This is a genomic window from Raoultibacter phocaeensis (genome assembly GCF_901411515.1).
Classification (GTDB): Bacteria; Actinomycetota; Coriobacteriia; order Coriobacteriales; family Eggerthellaceae; genus Raoultibacter; species Raoultibacter phocaeensis.
Genome location: NZ_CABDUX010000002.1, coordinates 415,151 through 429,541, shown reverse-complemented (window position 1 = coordinate 429,541; position 14,391 = coordinate 415,151). Strand labels below are relative to the sequence as shown.

Annotated in this window: 23 protein-coding genes; all 23 read right to left on the bottom strand. The window is 59.5% G+C overall.

The window, feature by feature from the left end; translation table 11 throughout:
* Positions 1 to 6: 6 nt before the first annotated feature.
* The gene (locus FJE54_RS09660; protein WP_255467338.1) at positions 7 to 2,166 is read right to left on the bottom strand and encodes a cytochrome C oxidase Cbb3; all 2,160 of its coding nucleotides are present in this window, start codon (positions 2,164 to 2,166) and stop codon (positions 7 to 9) included.
* A gap of 287 nt (positions 2,167 to 2,453) precedes the next feature.
* The gene (locus FJE54_RS09655) at positions 2,454 to 3,080 is read right to left on the bottom strand and encodes an adenylate kinase (protein ID WP_139652584.1); all 627 of its coding nucleotides are present in this window, start codon (positions 3,078 to 3,080) and stop codon (positions 2,454 to 2,456) included.
* A gap of 525 nt (positions 3,081 to 3,605) precedes the next feature.
* Positions 3,606 to 4,889, bottom strand: coding sequence for a preprotein translocase subunit SecY (gene secY / locus FJE54_RS09650; RefSeq protein ID WP_139652583.1), 1,284 nt, complete (start codon positions 4,887 to 4,889; stop codon positions 3,606 to 3,608).
* Positions 4,883 to 5,332, bottom strand: coding sequence for a 50S ribosomal protein L15 (gene rplO / locus FJE54_RS09645; protein ID WP_139652582.1), 450 nt, complete (start codon positions 5,330 to 5,332; stop codon positions 4,883 to 4,885). Before rplO ends, secY begins: the two co-directional genes overlap by 7 nt.
* 133 nt (positions 5,333 to 5,465) lie before the next feature.
* Positions 5,466 to 5,654 (bottom strand): 50S ribosomal protein L30, encoded by a 189-nt coding sequence (gene rpmD, locus FJE54_RS09640; protein ID WP_139652581.1) that lies wholly within the window; start codon positions 5,652 to 5,654, stop codon positions 5,466 to 5,468.
* 2 nt (positions 5,655 to 5,656) lie between these two features.
* Positions 5,657 to 6,187 (bottom strand): 30S ribosomal protein S5, encoded by a 531-nt coding sequence (rpsE, locus tag FJE54_RS09635; RefSeq protein ID WP_139652580.1) that lies wholly within the window; start codon positions 6,185 to 6,187, stop codon positions 5,657 to 5,659.
* 17 nt (positions 6,188 to 6,204) lie between these two features.
* Positions 6,205 to 6,573: a 50S ribosomal protein L18 gene (gene rplR, locus FJE54_RS09630; protein WP_139652579.1), complete on the bottom strand. Its 369-nt coding sequence runs from the start codon at positions 6,571 to 6,573 to the stop codon at positions 6,205 to 6,207.
* Positions 6,574 to 6,614: 41 nt separating this feature from the next.
* A complete protein-coding gene (gene rplF, locus FJE54_RS09625; protein WP_139652578.1) occupies positions 6,615 to 7,157 on the bottom strand; it encodes a 50S ribosomal protein L6 in 543 nt (180 codons plus the stop codon).
* A 19-nt stretch (positions 7,158 to 7,176) separates the two neighbouring features.
* Positions 7,177 to 7,575 carry a 30S ribosomal protein S8 gene (gene rpsH, locus FJE54_RS09620; protein WP_139652577.1) on the bottom strand — a complete coding sequence of 133 codons (399 nt, stop codon included), beginning with the start codon at positions 7,573 to 7,575 and terminating at the stop codon, positions 7,177 to 7,179.
* A 109-nt stretch (positions 7,576 to 7,684) separates the two neighbouring features.
* On the bottom strand, positions 7,685 to 7,870 hold the full coding sequence (locus tag FJE54_RS09615) for a type Z 30S ribosomal protein S14 (protein ID WP_041239446.1): 186 nt from the start codon (positions 7,868 to 7,870) through the stop codon (positions 7,685 to 7,687).
* Between the two features lie 50 nt (positions 7,871 to 7,920).
* Complete coding sequence (gene rplE / locus FJE54_RS09610; RefSeq protein WP_139652576.1) at positions 7,921 to 8,466, bottom strand: 50S ribosomal protein L5; 546 nt, start codon at positions 8,464 to 8,466, stop codon at positions 7,921 to 7,923.
* Positions 8,467 to 8,598: 132 nt separating this feature from the next.
* Positions 8,599 to 8,919 carry a 50S ribosomal protein L24 gene (rplX, locus tag FJE54_RS09605; protein ID WP_139652575.1) on the bottom strand — a complete coding sequence of 107 codons (321 nt, stop codon included), beginning with the start codon at positions 8,917 to 8,919 and terminating at the stop codon, positions 8,599 to 8,601.
* Positions 8,920 to 8,934: 15 nt separating this feature from the next.
* Positions 8,935 to 9,303: a 50S ribosomal protein L14 gene (gene rplN, locus FJE54_RS09600; protein ID WP_139652574.1), complete on the bottom strand. Its 369-nt coding sequence runs from the start codon at positions 9,301 to 9,303 to the stop codon at positions 8,935 to 8,937.
* A gap of 47 nt (positions 9,304 to 9,350) precedes the next feature.
* Complete coding sequence (gene rpsQ / locus FJE54_RS09595; RefSeq protein WP_139652573.1) at positions 9,351 to 9,611, bottom strand: 30S ribosomal protein S17; 261 nt, start codon at positions 9,609 to 9,611, stop codon at positions 9,351 to 9,353.
* Between the two features lie 28 nt (positions 9,612 to 9,639).
* Positions 9,640 to 9,834: a 50S ribosomal protein L29 gene (rpmC, locus tag FJE54_RS09590; RefSeq protein ID WP_139652572.1), complete on the bottom strand. Its 195-nt coding sequence runs from the start codon at positions 9,832 to 9,834 to the stop codon at positions 9,640 to 9,642.
* Positions 9,835 to 10,257: a 50S ribosomal protein L16 gene (rplP, locus tag FJE54_RS09585; RefSeq protein WP_139652571.1), complete on the bottom strand. Its 423-nt coding sequence runs from the start codon at positions 10,255 to 10,257 to the stop codon at positions 9,835 to 9,837. It abuts the gene before it with no gap.
* A complete protein-coding gene (gene rpsC / locus FJE54_RS09580; protein ID WP_139652570.1) occupies positions 10,258 to 10,971 on the bottom strand; it encodes a 30S ribosomal protein S3 in 714 nt (237 codons plus the stop codon).
* Positions 10,972 to 10,976: 5 nt separating this feature from the next.
* Positions 10,977 to 11,318 (bottom strand): 50S ribosomal protein L22, encoded by a 342-nt coding sequence (gene rplV, locus FJE54_RS09575; protein ID WP_139652569.1) that lies wholly within the window; start codon positions 11,316 to 11,318, stop codon positions 10,977 to 10,979.
* A gap of 12 nt (positions 11,319 to 11,330) precedes the next feature.
* Positions 11,331 to 11,603 carry a 30S ribosomal protein S19 gene (gene rpsS, locus FJE54_RS09570; RefSeq protein ID WP_139652568.1) on the bottom strand — a complete coding sequence of 91 codons (273 nt, stop codon included), beginning with the start codon at positions 11,601 to 11,603 and terminating at the stop codon, positions 11,331 to 11,333.
* Positions 11,604 to 11,625: 22 nt separating this feature from the next.
* Entirely contained in the window at positions 11,626 to 12,456 is an 831-nt protein-coding gene (gene rplB, locus FJE54_RS09565; protein ID WP_139652567.1) for a 50S ribosomal protein L2, read from the bottom strand.
* Positions 12,457 to 13,068: 612 nt separating this feature from the next.
* Positions 13,069 to 13,764 (bottom strand): TetR family transcriptional regulator, encoded by a 696-nt coding sequence (locus FJE54_RS09560; protein WP_139652566.1) that lies wholly within the window; start codon positions 13,762 to 13,764, stop codon positions 13,069 to 13,071.
* 103 nt (positions 13,765 to 13,867) lie between these two features.
* Positions 13,868 to 14,083, bottom strand: coding sequence for a hypothetical protein (locus FJE54_RS09555; protein WP_139652565.1), 216 nt, complete (start codon positions 14,081 to 14,083; stop codon positions 13,868 to 13,870).
* 10 nt (positions 14,084 to 14,093) lie between these two features.
* Entirely contained in the window at positions 14,094 to 14,312 is a 219-nt protein-coding gene (locus tag FJE54_RS09550) for a DUF4332 domain-containing protein (RefSeq protein WP_139652564.1), read from the bottom strand.
* Between the last annotated feature and the right edge of the window lie 79 nt (positions 14,313 to 14,391).

The window sequence follows — 14,391 nt, the reverse complement described above, 5'->3', positions numbered from 1 at the left end:
ACCCGCCTACGTCCAGAACTGGGCCGTCTCGATGATCTCCTGATAGGCCCAGGGGTAGATATCGGAGAACCAGCCCGTCTCGGGAACGAAGCAGACGAGCAGACTGTAGAGAACGCTTAAGGCTACAAGTACGATGAGCACTTTCATGAGCAGGTTGCGCGTGACCGATTCCTGATCGAGGTTCTCGTTCACGATGAACGCAAGCAATACGGCCGCTGCAAGGAACATGAAGCTGAAATCGGCGTAGTAGCGCTGGAGAATGCCCGCCATCTGCGCATCGAGGAGCGCGACGAGCACGCCTGCCGAAAGGAGCACAAGGATGACGCCGGCGATCGTGCGCGTCGAGCGCTGGGCGATCCGCATCCGCAGAATGCGCTTGGAAAACGGCAGTATCCACAGGATCGGCAAACATGCGAGGATGCCGCCGAACGTAACCTCTTTGATGGTTTGCCCCATGTAGGTGGTGTCGAACGGAGCGGGCTGGATAAACGGGAACACGCCCGACGCACTCGGAGGCTGCAAGAAATACGCGAAGAAAGCCGGGGCGAGCCTTCCGAAACTGAATCCGCGTTTGGTCATATCGTTGACCGTCAGGTTATAGTTCGCCCCGAAATTAGTCGGCGAACCGAACCGAGCCCAGTTGTACCACATGAGTCCCGCGGCTACGACAAGATACGGTGCGATCAAGCAGGCGAATTCCCGTGCTCCCCGCGGCGTGAACAGGTGCCGCTTCGTAATGAACAGACGCCAGAACAACGGGAATGCGAGCAGTGAGAAGGCAAGCAACTGGGGACGGCACCCCGCGACGAGCACCATGCACAGCGAGCCCGCAAGATACCATGGGCAGGGCGATGCCGACGTGCGGCCCCTCATCCAGAAGTACAAACCCCACACCGAGAACGCGAGCCCGAGCATGATGGGAAGCGAGTAGAACGTGGGGAACTTCAGCAGATAGAGCACGCCGCAGCAGAAAACGAGCGGTATCTGCAAAAGCAGGTACAACCCTAAACTCACCCGTTTGAAATGGTAGCGCGCGAATCGGTCGAGCAGCGCCGAGCAGCCGAGCACGAACGCGATGCACGCGGCAAGCACCCCGATAGCCGTCGGGAAATTCGCCCCCGTCACCAGGAAGAACGGCAAGTAGAACAAAAGCACGGGAACCACCCCGAAGTACACGTAGTAGTGCCCGTCGTGATAGGCGACATCAAACAGGTACGGCTCGCCCGTCACCTTCTGCGCCTCGTCACGCGCCCCCTTGTCGTACGGATCGGCCATGTCTTGGAGCCACTGAGGCGGCTCCTCTTCTAGGTAGAGCTGGCCCTTCGCCATCGATTTTGCAAGCTCGGCGTATTGTTGGGCATTGTCGCCGCCCACCTCGAAGGTATTGACGATGCTCACACCGTCCCATGAACCGTAATTGTACGTGGGCGTAGCTACGCCCACCAGATTCGAACCGAGAAGCAGAAACGTCGCCATAAGGTACACTTCGATAACAACCGTTGCCACGATGATGACTTTCGAGCGACGCGGGCGCTCGACGATAAAGCAGCGGTATATGCTCGATTTAGGCCTGAACACGCAGATGAGCGCAAGGATACCGAGCGTAACCAAATAGCGCGTCGTATTGAAATCGAACGGGTGATGCGCGTTGACGTACACGCCGCTCAAAAGAATCGGATACTGCACGTCATCGCCGACGATTTCGATACGGAGGTTGTCGACAAGCCCCGTTGTGTTGAGATTGATGTATTCGCTTTGGCCGACAAACGTCGATACAATCGTCGTCGGAACGCCCACCGTGTATTCGGTCGAATCGAAGTACGTATGGTGCGCCTCGTCGGTAAATTGGATTTTCACCTGGAGCGCCTGCGCAGGTTGCTCGAAATCGAAATCGAGCCTGAGGTTGCGGACCTCGGTGTTGAGGTTCGAGAATTCGATGACATGATCGACCTCGGTCAGTCGGTATTCGGGCTCGAGCGCAGTTCCCGTCTCCTGAAGATCGAGCTTGCTGCTGAGGTTGATCGTGTTGTAGCCCGCCGACGAGAAGAAGTTGAAGTTGAAAACGAACGCTTCGAGCATGGTGGCCGCGAGCACGATGACGACGATGCACTTAGCGATGTGAACGAGGGCAGCCTTGTTCGCACGCGCATAATCGCGTACAAGCACCCTGATCTTTTCCCATAAGCTTGGCATAAACGAATCAGATTATACGCGATGAAGCACGGGCATGCGACGGCAATCGACGGCAGCGCACACGGCGCTCGATAAGAAAAGCGGGAAACCGGCAATCCGGCTTCCCGCTTCGGTGTACCGTGCGCCCGAGACTTGCGAACTCGCACTGCGCGATCACGTTAAGCTTTGCAAGCGCAACCCTTCGGCCCGCTCGCCCCTCACAGGCCGAAGCCTTGCGAGCCTCGCCCCTTACAGGCCGAAGCCCTTGTGAGCCTCGCCCTTTACAGGCCGAGGCTTTTCTTCACGTCGGCGTAGACGACGTTGGGGTCGCGGTCGCCGTCGATAGCGACAAGCAGATCGCAGCCGCGGTAGTAATCGATCAAGGGAGCTGTGGACTTCTCGTACACATCGAGGCGGTTGCGCACCGTCGCTTCGTTGTCGTCATCGCGCTGATACATTTCGCCGCCGCACTTGGGGCAGGTCACATCAGCAGCAGTGCCGATGTAGCCGCAATCCTTGCACATGCGGCGCGAGGTGAGGCGGCCCACGATGACCTCGGGGTCGACGTCGATGAGCAGAGCCGCATCGAGAGGACGGCCGAGTTTCGAAAGCTCGGCATCGAGCGCGACAGCCTGGGCCGACGTGCGGGGAAAGCCGTCGAGAATGAAGCCTTTCTCGGTGTCCTTCGCCTGAAGCCGCTCGGTCACGAGCCCGATGATGACGTCATCGGGAACAAGGTCCCCGGCGTCCATGAAAGACTTGGCTTTCTTTCCCAGCGGGGTTCCTTGCTTGACCGCTGCGCGCAGCATGTCGCCCGTCGAGATATGCGGCAGTTCGTACTCTTCAACCAGCTTAGCGGCTTGCGTACCCTTACCGGCGCCCGGAGCCCCCAACAACACGATGTTCATGTTCGAATCCTTTCGCTATCAACGATTACCGTATTGTAGCAAAGGAGCTGGGAGCTGGCCTGATTTTCAAGAGAAACACCCCAAACGGCAGATAGGCACCAGAAAACCTTAAATCTGGATACGACAACCTTCCGCAAACAAGACCTGCAGCCACACCCAAGGCCCTCGCTCGACCAGGACCGGCATTCGCCCGTTCAGAGCACTAGAGCACCGGATCGCCCTTTGGCGCTCTGCGAAGTTGCACTGATTCTGCTTGAGCAACGAACACCAGTCGTTTGTACCAGAAAACGTCCATATGGACGATTTCTGGTACGGTTGCGCGCGCCGTTCCAGTCGCCTCGAAAAACCGTTTGCATCGTGCCTGTTCAGGAACTCGACGGAGCAGAGCCAGCCAACTATCCTCGCACAAGATCATCCATATGGACGATTTTTGGCCCACCCTCGCACGGTCAAAAAAGAGGCCCCCGAAATCGGAGGCCTCGAGCAGGTGCAATTGGTGCTCGCCCACTTACGTTGGTGCTTGCCCTACTTGAAGAAGCCGTCGTAGTTGTGCATCTTCAGCTGCGATTCGACCTTGCTCATAGTATCGAGCGCGACGCCGATCATGATGAGGATCGACGTGCCGCCGAACGCCTGGATGAGCTGATTGCCCGTGAAGTAGAAGACGATGCTCGGCACGACTGCGATGAGCGCGATGAAGATGCCGCCGGGCAGCGTAACGCGATGGATCACGTTCTTGATGTACTGCACGGTAGCCGTCCCCGGACGCACACCCGGAATGAAGCCGCCCTGCTTGCGCAGGTTATCCGCCGTCTCGTCGGGATTGAACACCATCGAGGTGTAGAAGTACGCGAAGAACACGATGAGCACGAGCGTGATGATCCAGTTGACCCAACCCGTCGAGATCGCATTGGCGAAGCCTGTCAGCCAATCGACGTTGAACAACGCCGCAATCTGGGCCGGGAAGTAGATGAGGCAGCTCGCGAAGATGATCGGGATAACGCCCGCCGCGTTCACCTTCAAGGGGATGTAGGTGGACTGGCCTCCCATCATCTTGCGCCCCTGGATGCGCTTGGCGTAGTTCACCGGAATGCGGCGCTGCGCCCGCTCGACAAAGATGATGAGCGGAATGCACACGAGCACGACAACCACGATAAGCGCGGTGATGGCGATGCCCATGCCCATGTCGGCCTGGAGGTTTACCGACGAGAAGATGGCGGAGGGTACGCGGCTCACGATGCTCACGAAGATGATGAGCGACATGCCGTTGCCGATGCCGCGCTGCGTGATAAGCTCTCCCATCCACATGATGAACGCCGTGCCCGCCACGAGCGTGAACACGACGATGATGTCGGTGAGGAGCTCGGGAACCTCAGGGCTGAACACGATGCCGTACTGCGGCGATTTGAACAGGAACAGGTAGCCGATCGCATTGATCAGGCCGAGGCCGAGCGTAAGATAACGCGTAACCTGGGTGATCTTCTTGCGGCCGCTGTCCCCCTCCTTCGCCCATCTGCCGACGGCCGGGATGACACCCTGCATCAGCTGCATGATGATCGATGCGGTGATGTAGGGCATGATGCCGAGCGAGAACACCGAGAAGTTCGCGAGCGCGCCTCCGGTGAACAGGTCGAGCATCGTCATGGCAACCTGCCCGTCAGCGACGAACGCATCGGCGAACGCCTTGAACGGAATACCGGGCACCGGAATGTAGGCTCCGAGGCGATACAAAGCCAGGATGGCAAGCGTGAAGAGGATCTTCTTACGCAGCTCCGGGACTTTGAATGCATCTACGATTGAGCTTAGCAAGGCGCTTCAACCTTTCCTCCGGCTGCTTCGATTTTCGCCTTCGCCGAAGCAGAAACCTTATCGACCTTCACGGTAAGCGATTTGGTGATCTCGCCGTCGCCGAGCACTTTAACAAGCGCGTCGGCATGCTTGATGATGCCCTTGGCCTTGAGGGTATCGCCATCGACGACTTCCCCGGCCTCGTACACGGCCTCGAGACGGCTCACGTTCACCGGCACGTACTCGACATGGTTGATATTGCGGAATCCGGGCAGCTTGGGAAGACGGCGCGCCAAGGGGGTCTGGCCGCCCTCGAAGCCGGGGCCCTTACCGCCGCCCGCACGGGACTTCTGACCGTTGTAACCGCGGCCTGCAGTTTTGCCGGTGCCCGATGCAGGGCCGCGACCAACGCGCTTGCGGGCCTTTTTGGATCCTTCTGCAGGTACGAGATCTTTCAGTTCCACTGTGGTTCTCCTTCATATTCGCTAATCGGACGGACTCTCTCGTCCATCCGATGCTGGCAGCTCGCCGCCAGCAAACTTCCGAGTAAGTATATACTATTCTCAATCGAGCAGTATATACGGAAAAGGAAGAAGCCTAGTTGGCTTCTTCCACGTTCACAAGATGCTTGACCTTGAAAATCATGCCGCGGACGCAGGGGTTGTCCACCTGCTCGACCGTACGGCCGATCTTGCCGAGCCCGAGGGCACGCAGGGTCTTACCCTGATCGGCAGGACACCCGATGGCGCTTTTGACCTGGGTGACGCGAAGTGTCTTATCTGCCATGGTTACTTCTTCTCCTTCCAGCCGTAGATCTGGCCGACCGAAATGCCACGGCGCTTGGCGACTTCCTCGGGGCTCTCCATATTCTTGAGGCCCTCTGCGGCTGCCTTCACGATATTCATGGCGTTGTTGGTGCCGAGCGACTTGGTAAGCACGTCGGTCACACCGGCAAGCTCCATGATAGCGCGCACCGGACCGCCGGCGATAACGCCGGTACCGGGAGTCGCCGGCTTGATGAGCACGCGACCTGCGCCGTACTCGCCGAGAATGTCGTGCGGAAGCGTCTTCTCGTCGGTCAAGGGCACGGTGAACATGTTTTTCTTCGCGTCCTCGACGCCCTTTTTGATGGCGATCGGCACTTCCTGGGACTTGCCCATGCCCACGCCCACGCGACCGTTGCCGTCACCGACGACCACGAGCGCGGTCAGGGCGAAACGACGGCCGCCCTTGACAACCTTGGAAACGCGGTTGATATAGACCACGCGCTCCTGGAGCTCAGGAACGGACGGCTGGTTCTCTTGCTGTTTACGAGCCATAAGCGTCAAACACCCCTTTAAAATTTCAGTCCGGCTTCGCGGGCACCGTCGGCAACGGCCTTGATGCGCCCGTGATACAGGTTTCCGCCACGGTCGAACACGACTTCCGTGACGCCGGATTCGATCGCTTTCTTGCCGATCAGGCTACCGAGTACGGATGCTCCCTCAACGGTCGCACCGCTTTTCTCGCTTGCCTTGAAGTCGGCGCTGAGCGTAGACACTGCACAGAGGGTCTTGCCCGCGACGTCATCGATGACCTGAGCGTACATGTTCGAATTGCTGCGCGTGATGCACAGGCGAGGACGGGCCGGCGTTCCGGAGATCTTCCCACGGACGCGGGTGTGACGGCGACGCAGCCCGGCTTGCTTTGCTTTAAGTTTCTTCATGGTAATTTCCCTTCAGTCCTTTTCTCGGCAACGTATCTCGATTAATCGGACTTGGCAGCCTTGCCGAGCTTGCGACGTACATGCTCGCCTTCGTAGCGAATACCCTTGCCTTTGTACGGCTCGGGCTTGCGCCACTTGCGGATGTTCGCAGCAACCTGGCCGACAGCCTCTTTGCTGGGACCGGATACGATGATCTCGGTTTGGCTCGGAACCTCGAAGGTGATGCCTTCGGGAGCCTTGACCAGAACCGGATGGGAAAAACCGAGCTGCATTTCGAGGTCAGTGCCCTTGAGCGCGGCGCGGTAACCGACACCGACGAGCTCGAGCTTCTTCTTGAAGCCGGCGGACACGCCTTCGACCATATTGGCAATGAGCGTGCGGGTGAGACCGTGGAGACTTCGCGCCTCGCGGCTGTCGTCCGGGCGCTCGACGATGATTTCGTCGCCCTCGCGGCTGATGATCATCATCTCGGGAAGCGTGCGGGAAAGCTCTCCCTTCGCACCCTTGACCGAAACGGTGGTTCCGTCGATGGTAACTTCGACGCCAGCAGGAACGGCGATGGGTTGTTTACCGATACGAGACATATCTAAATCCCTTCCTTTCCTACCAGATGTAGGCGATGACTTCGCCGCCCACGCCCGCTTTACGGGCATCGCGGTCAGTCATGACGCCGTGGCTTGTAGAGATAACCGCCGTGCCGAGACCGCCGAGCACGCGGGGCAGTTCGTCTTTGCCGGCGTAGATGCGCAGACCCGGCTTGGAAATGCGCTTGAGGCCGCGGATCGTCTTGCTCTTCTTGTCGCCGTACTTCAGCGTGATCTCGAGAATGTCGCGGGGCTCCGCCTTCTCGATCTCGTAGCCTGCGATGTAGCCCTCTTCCTGCATGATGCGGGCGATTTCGACAAGCTTTTTGCTCGACGGCATGGAAACCGTCGGCTTGCTTGCAGAGTTAGCGTTACGCACACGCGTAAGCATATCTGCAATGGGGTCGTTCATGCTCATTGTTTCTCCTTTGGTTCGTGATGAGCCGAATGGTCGGTTCGTCGGCGCCCGTAGCGCCTCCGCCTATCCCGACGGCACACCCGTTGCGTACCGTTGTTGCCTGTAAGTCTTACCAGGAAGATTTGGTCACGCCGGGAAGTTCGCCCTTGTTCGCAAGCTCGCGAAGGCAGACGCGGCACAGACCGAACTTGCGGTAGTACGCACGGGGGCGACCACAGCGAGTGCAGCGATTGTGCTGGCGCGTCGAGAACTTCGGCTCGCGCTTAGCTTTGGCGATCATCGATTTCTTAGCCATGCAAATCCTTCTTTCCTATAACCAACCCGATGGCATTCGAGTTTAGGTTCCTAATTCTTGAACGGGAATCCGAGCGCCTTCAGAAGCGCAAACGCGCTCTCGTTGTCCTCGGCGGTGGTCACAAACGTGATGTCCATGCCGCGGGTGCGATCGACCTTGTCGTACTCGATCTCCGGGAAGATCAGCTGCTCGGTCACGCCGAGCGTGTAGTTGCCGCGTCCGTCGAAGCTCGTGGCGGGAATGCCGCGGAAGTCGCGCACACGCGGAAGCGCCGTGGCGAGCAGGCGGTCGAGAAACTCCCACATGCGGTCGCCGCGCAGGGTAACCTTGCAGCCGATGGGCTGGCCTTCGCGCACGTGAAAACCTGCGATGGATTTCTTGGCACGCGTGATGGCGGGCTGCTGGCCCGTGATGACGCGCAGATCGGCCATAGCGGCATCGAGCAGTTTCGAATCGTTGGAAGCCGCGCCGACGCCCATGTTCACGACGATCTTCTCAAGGCGCGGAACTTTGTTGACGTTGTCGACGCCGAGCTCCTTTTCGAGCGCGGGAACAATCTCGGTTTTGTACAGTTCCTTCAAACGAGGAATAGCCATGGTGTTGCCTCTCTCCGATGAATTAAACGCAGGATTTCCGACCCTGCGTCCCCCGCATGCGCGGGGGTCATGTGCTTGCTTACTTTACCGTAAACCGAAAGCCCGACCAAGCGGGCTTCGGATTTTCATCATTTACTCGTCGATAGCCTTGCCGCACTTCTTGCAATAACGGACCTTCTTGCCGTCTTCGCGCTTGATCGAAATGCGGGTGGCCTGCTTGCAGCTCGGGCAGATGATCGCGACGTTGGAAACGTGGATCGGAGCCTCGACGCTCGAGATGCCGCCCTGCGGGTTCTGCTGGGTCGGACGCAGCGCCTTCTTGACGACGTTGACCTTCTCGACGACCACGCGCTCCTTTTCGGGCAGCGCGCGCAGGACGACGGACTCTTTGCCCTTATCCTTGCCGGTGAGAACCTTGACCTTGTCGCCCTTCTTGATGTTCATCTTTGCCATGGTATGTATCCCCCCTTACAGCGTTTCCGGTGCCAGGGACACGATCTTCATGTACTTCTTATCACGCAGCTCGCGAGCGACAGGCCCGAAGATACGGGTGCCCTTCGGAGCTCCGGAGTTGTCGATGAGAACGGCGGCGTTCTGATCGAACTTGATGTAGCTGCCGTCTGCGCGACGGACTTCCTTCTTCACACGCACGACGACGCAGCGGACGACTTCGCCCTTCTTCACGCTGCCGTTGGGCGCCGCTTCCTTAACGCTGCAGATGATGACATCGCCCAGTCCCGCGTAACGGCGCTTCGAGCCGCCGAGGACCTTGATGCACTGCACCTTGCGAGCGCCGGAGTTGTCGGCCACTGCGAGCATGGTTTGCATCTGAATCATTGCTGTAACCTAACTTTCATCTCGTATAGTCCGGAAAAGCACGCAGACTATTTGGCCTTCTCGACGATCTTGAGCAAACGCCAGCGCTTCAGCTTGGAGAGCGGACGGGTTTCCATGATCTGGACGGTGTCGCCGACGCCGGCGGTGTTCTCCTCGTCATGGGCATGGAATTTCTTCGTGCTCGTCATCATCTTGCCGTACACAGGATGCTGCTTGCGTTCTTTCACTTGTACCACGCAGGTTTTGTCGCCCGCGGCGCTTACGACGACGCCCTGGCGAACCTTGCGAGAATTGCGATCTTCACTCATGTATTCTCAACCTTTCCTACAGTTCGCTTTAAGCGCTCAGCTCACGGGCGCGCATCTCGGTTTGGATGCGAGCGATGTCTTTCTTGACCTGGCCCACGCGAGCGGTGTTGTCAAGCTGGCTCGTGGCCATCTGGAAACGCAGATTGAAAAGCTCTGCGCGGGCTTCTTTAAGCTTCGCCTGCAAATCGTCAGCCGAAAGCTCGCGAATCTCTGCTGCTTTCATTTACGCCTGCCCTTCCGTTTCGCGAGAAACAATCTTGCACTTGATGGGCAATTTGTTGATGGCGAGACGAAGCGCCTCTTTGGCAGTCTCTTCGTCGACGCCGTCGATCTCGAACATGATGCGGCCGGGTTTCACCACAGCGACCCACGCCTCGGGGTTACCTTTACCGGAACCCATGCGGGTTTCCGCAGGCTTCTGGGTAATCGGCTTATCGGGGAAGATGGTGATCCACACCTTACCGCCGCGCTTCATATGACGGGTCATGGCGATACGCGCAGCCTCGATCTGGCGGTTGGTGATCCAAGCGGCCTCTTGGGCCTGGATGCCGTAGGTGCCGTGGTTCAAGCGGGTGCCGCCTTTGGCCTTACCCTTCATCGAGCCACGCTGCACCTTGCGGTGCTTTACGCGCTTAGGTACGAGCATTTACTTTGCCCCCCTCTCGTTGCGGTCGTTACGACGGGAACGGTTGGGGCGAGAGCTGCCCTCGAGCGCGGGCTGGGGAGCCTTCTGGCCGGGGAGCACTTCGCCGTGGTAAACCCACACCTGCACACCGATGGAACCCATCGTGGTGGCGGCGGTGGCGAAACCGTAATCGATCTTGGCGCGCAGCGTATGCAGCGGCACGCGACCCTCGCGGTACCACTCGCGGCGGCTCATCTCGGCACCGCCCAGACGGCCGGCGCACTGGATGCGGATGCCCTGGGCACCGCTCTTGCGGGCGGATTGGACGGCCTTGCGCATGGCGCGGCGGAAAGCCACGCGACCCTCGAGCTGCTCTGCGACGCTCTGGGCAATGAGCACGGCGTCGAGTTCGGGGCGCTTGATCTCGATCACCTCGACGGAAACGGGACCGTTGGCGATTTTGTCGAGCTTCTTGCGAAGCGTGTCGATCTCGGCACCCTTCTTGCCGATCACAACGCCTGGGCGAGCCGTGGTGATGACGACTTTGATCTTGTCACCGGCGCGTTCGATTTCCACTTTGGAGACGGCGGCGCGGGCGAGGTACTTGTCCAAAAACTTGCGAATAGCCAGGTCGTTCTCGAGGTTCTTCGCATAGTCCTTATCCGAATACCAGCGGCTGCGCCACTCCTCGGTAATGCCGAGACGGAATCCGGTGGGGCTGACTTTCTGACCCATGTGCTTTATGCCTCCTCTCGTGTTGCGACGATGATGGTGATATGGCTCGTGCGCTTGCGGATACGCGAAGCGGAGCCCTTTGCACGCGGACGAATGCGCTTGAGCGTGGGGCCTTCGTCGGCGAATGCAGTTTTGACGACCAGCGACTCGGCACGAACGTGATGGTTGTGCTCGGCGTTGGCAACGGCAGAGTTGAGGGTCTTCTCGACCGTCTCAGCGATGCCGCGGTTGGTGAACCTGAGGATCTCGCGCGCCTGGGTAACGGACTTGCCGCGGATCTGATCGATGACGATGCGGGCCTTGCGAGGCGAGACGCGCACGAAACGCGATACTGCTTTAGCTTCCATGCTCGCGTCCTCCTATCGCTTGCCTTTGTCGGCCGAATGGCCGCGGAACGTACGCGTAGGCGCAAATTCCCCGAGCTTATGGCCAACCATGGATTCGGTTACGTATACGGGCACGTGCTTGCGGCCATCGTGCACGGCGATGGTGTGTCCCACCATTTCCGGGAAGATGGTGCTGGCACGCGACCAGGTCTTGACGACGTTCTTCTCGCCTGCCGCATTCATCGCCTCAATGCGATCGAGAAGGCGCGGTTCGACGAAAGGACCTTTTTTCAAACTTCTACTCACATCTACTCCTTATGCGCTCGCGCTACTTCTTGCGCCGACGGATGATCAAGCGGCTCGAAGCCTTCTTGGGATTGCGGGTGCGATGGCCCTTGGTGGGAACGCCCCACGGGGTGACCGGGTGACGACCAGCGGATTTGTTCTTGCCTTCGCCGCCGCCGTGCGGATGGTCGACCGGATTCATGACGGTACCGCGGACGCTCGGGCGGATGCCCTTCCAGCGATTGCGGCCCGCTTTGCCGATCTTGATGTTAGCATGCTCGGCGTTGCCCACTTCGCCCACAGTGGCGCGGCAGGTAACGAGCACGCGGCGCATTTCAGAGGAGGGCATACGGAGGATGGCGTAGTCGCCTTCCTTGCCCATGAGCTGGATGCTCGTGCCGGCGGAACGCGCGATGGCAGCACCGCGGCCGGGCTGGAGCTCGACGGCGTGGACGAGCGTGCCCACGGGGATAGCCGACAACGGCAGAGCGTTGCCCGGCTTGATGTCGGCGTCGACGCCGCTCATGACGGTATCGCCGACGCACAGGCCCTTCGGATGAAGGATGTAGCGCTTCTCGCCGTCTGCGTAATGCAGAAGGGCGATGCGGGCGGAGCGGTTCGGATCGTACTCGATGGTCGCAACCTTGGCGGGCACACCGTCTTTGTTGCGCTTGAAATCGATGATGCGGTAACGACGCTTGGCACCTCCGCCCTGATGGCGGGTGGTGATGCGGCCGTTGTTGTTACGTCCTGCCTTGTTGGGCAGCGGCGTCAACAGCGACTTTTCCGGCGTGGTGCGCGTGATCTCGGCAAAGTCCGAGACCGTTTGGAAGCGCCTGCCGGGACTGGTCGGCTTGTACTGCTTTACTCCCATGTCCTCAGTTTCCTTTCCTGCGGCCCCCTGCTCGCACGCACACTCCTTGCGTACCCCAGAAGACCCTGATAACCTATGTGGTTCCGCTTGCCGCTTAACGCCCGTTTTGGAGTGAAGCGTTTACGACTCCGGCTTGCCACGCGCCCGGGTGTATCCATCCACAACCAGACGCAACCGAGAATTATATACGCCCGGCGGCGTGGATGCAAGAAGCTTTTTTCGCAAAGCCGCTGGTGCGGGCATCTGCACAACCTGCGCACATTTACCCGACACGGATGGTTCAGACGAGCGAGGGGCTAGATCCGTAGCCGCATTTCGCCCACAGAGCGAAAACTGGCTAGTGACACCCGGGAGAACTCGGGTGCACACTCTATACAGTAGACGGAGAAGCCGGAGCGCACTGAACGAGAGCGCATCGAAAGGAGCTTGCCATGTGCATACCCTGCGTGATGTGCGGCGCCTGCTTCGACACGGGCCGCGACGAGAGGCCCCTTTCCTGCCCCGAATGCAAAAGCCCCCTTCCGCCCGATGCCCTCTGCTGCCCAGCATGCCACACCTTTATCGGGGGATCGCCGCCGAATCCGCCTGAGACGAAGGGCGAGCACGGCGAAGCTAGCGGCAACGGCTCTGCGCCCCCGCCCCGATGAGCAGCCACAGCGAATCGTGGATCACGTTCTCGTAGGGCCTGATGTCGTCGATGGTCCTGCGGGACGGATCGTCGATAAGGCGCTTGACGAACCGCTGGATGAACGCCCCCGTGTAGAACCCGGCAAGAAAATCGATACCCTCCCCCTGGGCAAGCTGCTCGCGACACTCCGCCTGGAGCAGCGCCGGCTTGTCGGCGAGACCGACCTCGATCAAATGGACGATGTCCTTTTTCAGCTCAGGGCAATACAGATCGTACAGGTAGTTTTCCATCGAACCGAGACCGCGGACCGAGAAGACTGCCCGGTAGTACGCCCTTCTGCTCTCGAGCGAGCGCGCGAAGGCCTCGAAGAACAACGCGTTGTAGAGCCGTCCGTTGCCGAGCACGTTTCTCACGTAGAACGGAAACTCCGGATACGATCCTCCCTCATCCTCGTACACCAGCTGCGCTGAGCCGAACTCGCTTTCCAGCCCCCTGGCGAGATCGAATCGAAAGAGCCATCTCATGAGATCGTCTTTGTCGGAGAAATGGTAGTAGAACGTCTTGCGGTGCTTGCCGATGCGCTCGACGATCATGTTCACCGTTATCTTGTCTATGGGCATCGTTTCGGCCAAGTCGATGAACGACTCGGCGAAGCTCAGCTTGGAATCGCTTCCCCTCATGCGGTCAACCCCCGATCGCTTTTTCCCATCATGGCACGGGTTCTTTCGCTTGTCCAGATCGGGCGGGCTCCCGCACGCGACGCGGAAGCCCGCAGGGATGAATCTAGTGCGGCGGTTTTGGCGCTTCGGGGGCACCAGGCGCGCTCGGTGGCGCTGGCGCACCGGGTGGCGTCGGTGCGGCAGGTGCGGGCGCGCTTCCCGCCGGCCTCATCGGCTCGCCGCACTCAGGGCAGCGGCCCTGCGCATCGGGCTCGGCCACGATGAAGCAGTTCGGGCACACGATCTCGCCCGCCTCTGCGCTCGGAGGCCTGAAACACATGACGATCACCTCACCATTCGCAATTCGACATCAAAATAAAGTTTCCCGCCGTCGACGACCACTCTTCGAGCTTGAAGGCATCGACGCCGATCTGCTCGGAAAGCTCGTTTCTCGAATCGGGGTGCTTGGCCACTTCGTAGAAGGCTTCGATCGTCTCGATGCCGAGCGCCTTGATGGCCTCGGCCGCATCGGGATCGATTCCGAACAGCTGGGACAGATCCGTTGCCATGGCATGCTCCTTTCCTCTTTGACGCGAGGGTTCGCCCGGCACTCGGCCGAGCGAACCTGCATAAGATCGATCGGTTCCG

Coding starts and splice junctions, on each gene's coding strand:
- FJE54_RS09655 (WP_139652584.1), bottom strand. CDS start 3,080: ATGAACATCGTGTTGTTGGGGGCTCCGGGCGCCGGTAAGGGTACGCAA.
- rpmD (WP_139652581.1), bottom strand. CDS start 5,654: ATGGCAGATAAGACACTTCGCGTCACCCAGGTCAAAAGCGCCATCGGG.
- rpsE (WP_139652580.1), bottom strand. CDS start 6,187: ATGGCTCGTAAACAGCAAGAGAACCAGCCGTCCGTTCCTGAGCTCCAG.
- rplR (WP_139652579.1), bottom strand. CDS start 6,573: ATGAAGAAACTTAAAGCAAAGCAAGCCGGGCTGCGTCGCCGTCACACC.
- rplF (WP_139652578.1), bottom strand. CDS start 7,157: ATGTCTCGTATCGGTAAACAACCCATCGCCGTTCCTGCTGGCGTCGAA.
- rpsH (WP_139652577.1), bottom strand. CDS start 7,575: ATGAGCATGAACGACCCCATTGCAGATATGCTTACGCGTGTGCGTAAC.
- FJE54_RS09615 (WP_041239446.1), bottom strand. CDS start 7,870: ATGGCTAAGAAATCGATGATCGCCAAAGCTAAGCGCGAGCCGAAGTTC.
- rplE (WP_139652576.1), bottom strand. CDS start 8,466: ATGGCTATTCCTCGTTTGAAGGAACTGTACAAAACCGAGATTGTTCCC.
- rplX (WP_139652575.1), bottom strand. CDS start 8,919: ATGGCAAAGATGAACATCAAGAAGGGCGACAAGGTCAAGGTTCTCACC.
- rplN (WP_139652574.1), bottom strand. CDS start 9,303: ATGATTCAGATGCAAACCATGCTCGCAGTGGCCGACAACTCCGGCGCT.
- rpsQ (WP_139652573.1), bottom strand. CDS start 9,611: ATGAGTGAAGATCGCAATTCTCGCAAGGTTCGCCAGGGCGTCGTCGTA.
- rpmC (WP_139652572.1), bottom strand. CDS start 9,834: ATGAAAGCAGCAGAGATTCGCGAGCTTTCGGCTGACGATTTGCAGGCG.
- rplP (WP_139652571.1), bottom strand. CDS start 10,257: ATGCTCGTACCTAAGCGCGTAAAGCACCGCAAGGTGCAGCGTGGCTCG.
- rpsC (WP_139652570.1), bottom strand. CDS start 10,971: ATGGGTCAGAAAGTCAGCCCCACCGGATTCCGTCTCGGCATTACCGAG.
- rplV (WP_139652569.1), bottom strand. CDS start 11,318: ATGGAAGCTAAAGCAGTATCGCGTTTCGTGCGCGTCTCGCCTCGCAAG.
- rplB (WP_139652567.1), bottom strand. CDS start 12,456: ATGGGAGTAAAGCAGTACAAGCCGACCAGTCCCGGCAGGCGCTTCCAA.
- FJE54_RS09560 (WP_139652566.1), bottom strand. CDS start 13,764: ATGAGGGGAAGCGATTCCAAGCTGAGCTTCGCCGAGTCGTTCATCGAC.
- FJE54_RS09555 (WP_139652565.1), bottom strand. CDS start 14,083: ATGTGTTTCAGGCCTCCGAGCGCAGAGGCGGGCGAGATCGTGTGCCCG.
- FJE54_RS09550 (WP_139652564.1), bottom strand. CDS start 14,312: ATGGCAACGGATCTGTCCCAGCTGTTCGGAATCGATCCCGATGCGGCC.